Annotated in this window: 4 protein-coding genes; 1 reads left to right on the top strand and 3 read right to left on the bottom strand. The window is 69.8% G+C overall.

Annotation, left to right across the window (positions count from 1 at the left end; all coding sequences use genetic code 11):
* The coding region (locus Q8M88_RS02185) for a hypothetical protein (RefSeq protein WP_305594611.1) at positions 1–836 on the bottom strand (836 nt) is incomplete at its 3' end.
* Positions 833–1,450 carry a glutathione S-transferase family protein gene (locus Q8M88_RS02180; RefSeq protein ID WP_305594610.1) on the bottom strand — a complete coding sequence of 206 codons (618 nt, stop codon included), beginning with the start codon at positions 1,448–1,450 and terminating at the stop codon, positions 833–835. The genes Q8M88_RS02180 and Q8M88_RS02185, both read right to left, overlap by 4 nt.
* A 162-nt stretch (positions 1,451–1,612) precedes the next feature.
* Between Q8M88_RS02180 and Q8M88_RS02175 the strand changes: the two genes are divergently transcribed.
* On the top strand, positions 1,613–2,518 hold the full coding sequence (locus Q8M88_RS02175) for an SDR family NAD(P)-dependent oxidoreductase (RefSeq protein ID WP_305594609.1): 906 nt from the start codon (positions 1,613–1,615) through the stop codon (positions 2,516–2,518).
* Positions 2,519–2,560: 42 nt separating this feature from the next.
* Here the strand turns inward: Q8M88_RS02175 and Q8M88_RS02170 are convergent.
* Positions 2,561–3,487, bottom strand: a 927-nt coding sequence (locus Q8M88_RS02170) for an Mrp/NBP35 family ATP-binding protein (RefSeq protein WP_305594608.1), incomplete at its 5' end; no start/stop codon positions are given.

Genomic DNA, 3,487 nt, shown 5'->3' with positions numbered 1-3,487 from the left:
CCGCTATCGTAGCTCGCCAGCAGCGGCAGCACCGTGCAGGCCTTGATCGAGGTCTGGCCGCCGGTGGTGGCGACGCGATAGTCGAACGCCCGCGAAAGGCCGCTGTCGAGCTTCAGGATGGAGGCCTTGGCGTCGCCGCCGAGGATCGCCGTCACCGTCCCCGCAGCGGGGTCCGCCGCGGCCGCACCGCCCGGCTTCGGCGGCAGGGCGTCGGCCTCGCTCGCCGGCTGGGTCGAGACCAGCTCCAGCCGCCCGCCCTCCAGCAACCTGAACACCACTTTTTCACCGCGTGACACGATCAGGGAACGGCCGTCCTCGCCGAGCCTTGAATTCAACATGGCGCGCGGCGAGATCGCGCGGGCCGGAGCCGCGGCGTGCAGTTCGATGCGCTGGGCCGCGTAGACGCTACGCCAGCCCTTGCGGTCGCCGGATGAGACCAGCCGCCAGGGGCCGTGCTTCTCATCCAGCTTCGTTCCGCCCTGACGGTCGGCCAGGATGACGGTGTCGTCCTGGAAGTCCTTGTCGAACTCGGCCAGCGCATAGACCGCCGCAAAGCCGTCGCGCCCAGTGACCACCGCGTAGGCCTTCAGCGGATCGCCGTGCAAGCGCGGGCCGAGCGGCACGCCGGCGGCGCGCAGCACTGGGCCGATCAGCGTGCCCTCATAGGCCTTGGACTTGTCGCTCTCCGTGATCGTGACCTGACCGCGGGGCAAGGCGGCGATCTGGGCTGCGTCGAGGGTGGTCTCGCGCCCGTCGAGGCCGACGACGGTCAGGGTCTGGGCCAGCGCCGGCCCGCTGGCCAGCAGAGCAGCGAGCAGGACGGCCGCACTCCTCACTGGGACGCCTTGGCCGCCGGCCGATCACGCATGGCCTGGGTCCAGCGGTTCAGCTCGACCAACTCCGCCGGCGGCCGCAGCTTGATCAGGCGCGCGAAGTCCAGGCCGACAAAGGCGACGATGTCGGCGATGGTCAGCCGGTCGGCGGCCAGCCATTCGCGGCCGCTCAACTGCGCGTCGAACATCTTCAACGCGTCCAGTCCGTACTGGGTGTTGTATTCGGCGACCGCGGGATTTGGCTTTTCAAGCACCGCCAGCGCCGGATGGGTGTGGCGCACCCCCAGCATCAACGGCACCGCCAGCAGATGCTCGGCGCGCCGGGTCCACATCTCGATCACCGCCGTCTCCTTCGGCGTGCGTCCGAACATGTTGGGCTCTGGGTAGATCGACTCGAGATAGCGGCAGATCGCCACGGATTCGGTGATCGTCACCTCGTCGTCGATCTCCAGCGCCGGGGCGTGCGCGAACCCGGCCTTGGCGACGTAGCCAGGCTGTTTGTGCTCGCCGGTCATGATGTTCACCGGCGCGATCGCCAGGTCGCTGACGCCCTTCTCGGCGAGGAACCAGCGGACGCGGCGCGGATTTGGCGCACCGGATGCGTCGTAGAGTTTCATGCGGACGGCTCCTTATTACCCCTGCGTCAGGGTTGCGCGGACGCGCCGCGCGGGACTGTTTGACCACCAAGCCGGCTTGCGGCGCAAGGGCGGGGCGCGCTTGACGCGTGCGTCAACGAGCGCCTAAAGCCGCCCAATAATCAGCCGATCAGGGAGGCTCGCATGGCGGAGGTCCGCTTCGACGACAAGGTGGCGATCGTCACCGGTGCAGGCGGCGGCCTTGGTCGCTCCCACGCCCTGGAGCTGGCGCGGCGCGGGGCCAAGGTGGTGGTCAACGACCTGGGGGCGACGATCGACGGCTCCGGCGGCTCGTCCGACGCCGCTCGTCAGGTGGTCGAAGAGATCATCGCGGCCGGCGGCCAGGCGATCGCCAACGGCGCCTCGGTCACCGACGACGCGGGGGTCGCCGGCCTGGTGCGCCAGACGATGGACCAGTGGGGCCGGATCGACATCCTGATCGCCAACGCCGGCATCCTGCGTGACCGCAGCTTCGCCAAGATGGAGGTCTCCGACTTCAACCTGGTGGTCGACGTCCACCTGATGGGCACGGTGAAATGCGCCCACGCGGTGTGGGAGATCATGCGCGCCCAGAACTACGGCCGCATCGTCGTCACCACCTCGTCGACGGGGCTCTACGGCAACTTCGGCCAGTCGAACTACGGCGCCGCCAAGCTGGGCCTGATCGGTCTGATGGGCACGCTGAAGCTCGAGGGCGGGAAGAACAACATCCACGTCAACGCCATCTCCCCGGTCGCCGCCACGCGGATGACCGAGAATCTGCTGCCGCCCGAGATGCAGGACAAGTTGAAGCCCGAGTACGTCACCGCCGGCGTGATCTATCTGGCGTCCGACGAGGCGCCGACCGGCGCGATCCTCACCGCCGGCGCCGGCGTCTTCGCGCTCGCCCGGATGTATGAGACCGAGGGTGTCTATCTGGGTGAAAACGGCCTGTCGGCGGAGGAAGTGCGAGACAACTGGGAACGCATCTCCGATCCGACCGGCCACCAAGCCTATACGGCCGGCGGCGAGCAGACCATGAAGTTCCTGCGCAAGGTCCAGGCGGGCTGAGGTCGTCGCGGCCTTCTCCCTTGCGAGAGACGGACTCCGAACTCACGCCAGCTTGCGGGCGATCTCGGCGAAGGCCTTGGCGGCGGGGCTGTCGGGGAAGTCCAGGATGAATGGCCGCCCGGCGTCGCAGGCGGCGCGCAGCGCCGTCTCCAGCGGGATCTCGCCCAGGAACGGCACGCCCAACCGCCCGGCCTCGATCTTCGCCCCGCCCTCGCCGAAGATGTAGATCGGCGCGCCGCCCGCCGGATCGGCGAAATAGGCCATGTTCTGGATGACGCCCAGGATCGGCGTCGCGGTCTTGGCGAACATCGCGGCGGCCCGGCGCGCATCGATCAGCGCGATCTCCTGCGGGGTCGAGACCACCACGACGCCGTCCAGCTTCAGCTTCTGCACCAGGGTCAGCTGGATGTCGCCGGTGCCCGGGGGCATGTCGACCACCAGCACGTCCAGGGGCGCGTCCTCGCTCCCCCAGGCGACGTCGTGGGTCATCTGCCGCACGGCGGACGAGGCCATCGGGCCGCGCCAGATCATCGGCGCGCCCTCGTCGACCAGGAAGCCGATGGACATGACCTTCATGCCCCACGCCTGCAGCGGGTGCAGCTTCTTGTCGGGCCCGAACGCCGGTTCGCCCTCGACCCCCAGCATGCGCGGGGCCGAGGGGCCGTAGACGTCGGCGTCCAGCAGGCCGACAGCCAGGCCCATCTGAGCGAACGCCGCGGCCAGGTTGACCGCGATGGTCGACTTGCCCACCCCACCCTTGCCGCTGGCGACCGCGATCACCCGGCGCACGTGGGCCGGGCGTTCGACATCGGGAGGCGGCGCCGCAGCGGCCTGGGGATCCTCGGAGACCCGCGCACCCTTGCGCACCCGCGTCACGCCCGGCGCCGGCGGGGCTGGCGCCGGGGCTTCGCTGGTCAGCACCACCTGGGCTCTGTCGACGCCAGGCGCCGCGGCCAGGGCGCGTTCGGC

The sequence above is a fragment of the Phenylobacterium sp. genome (genome assembly GCF_030693805.1).
Taxonomy (GTDB): domain Bacteria; phylum Pseudomonadota; class Alphaproteobacteria; order Caulobacterales; family Caulobacteraceae; genus Phenylobacterium.
This window is presented reverse-complemented; position numbering and strand designations above follow the sequence as displayed.

Bases quoted from the DNA above. Each gene is read 5' to 3' on its own strand.
- Q8M88_RS02175 (WP_305594609.1), top strand. From the start codon at position 1,613: ATGGCGGAGGTCCGCTTCGACGACAAGGTGGCGATCGTCACCGGTGCA.
- Q8M88_RS02180 (WP_305594610.1), bottom strand. From the start codon at position 1,450: ATGAAACTCTACGACGCATCCGGTGCGCCAAATCCGCGCCGCGTCCGC.